This window comes from Paraclostridium dentum (assembly GCF_012922555.1).
In the GTDB taxonomy this organism is placed as follows: domain Bacteria; phylum Bacillota; class Clostridia; order Peptostreptococcales; family Peptostreptococcaceae; genus Paraclostridium; species Paraclostridium dentum.
Map to the genome: position 1 here is coordinate 1 of NZ_WIPK01000188.1, position 328 is coordinate 328.

Annotated in this window: 1 protein-coding gene; it reads left to right on the plus strand. The window is 49.7% G+C overall.

The features are described from left to right. Nucleotides 1–30: 30 nt before the first annotated feature. Nucleotides 31–328, plus strand: a 298-nt coding sequence (locus GFJ41_RS21310) for a mitochondrial pyruvate carrier family protein (RefSeq protein ID WP_170076056.1), incomplete at its 3' end; no start/stop codon positions are given.

Below are 328 nucleotides of genomic sequence, written 5' to 3' on the forward strand. Positions count from 1 at the left end.
CGTGACTCGAGTAAAACAATGGCTGGCACTTTGGCCCGTAAAGCTGTGGATCATCTCCGCAGTAAGGAGTTCAGAGACTATCTGATGAGCACACACTTCTGGGGTCCAGTAGCAAACTGGGGGTTGCCGATTGCTGCAATCAGCGACATGAAAAAGAGTCCTGAAATCATCAGTGGACGAATGACCTTTGCTCTGACCTGCTACTCACTGCTGTTCATGAGGTTTGCCTACAAAGTACAGCCCAGGAACTGGCTCTTGTTCGCCTGCCATTTTACCAACGAGGGAGCACAACTCATTCAGGGATCACGGCTCATTAAGTACAACATGG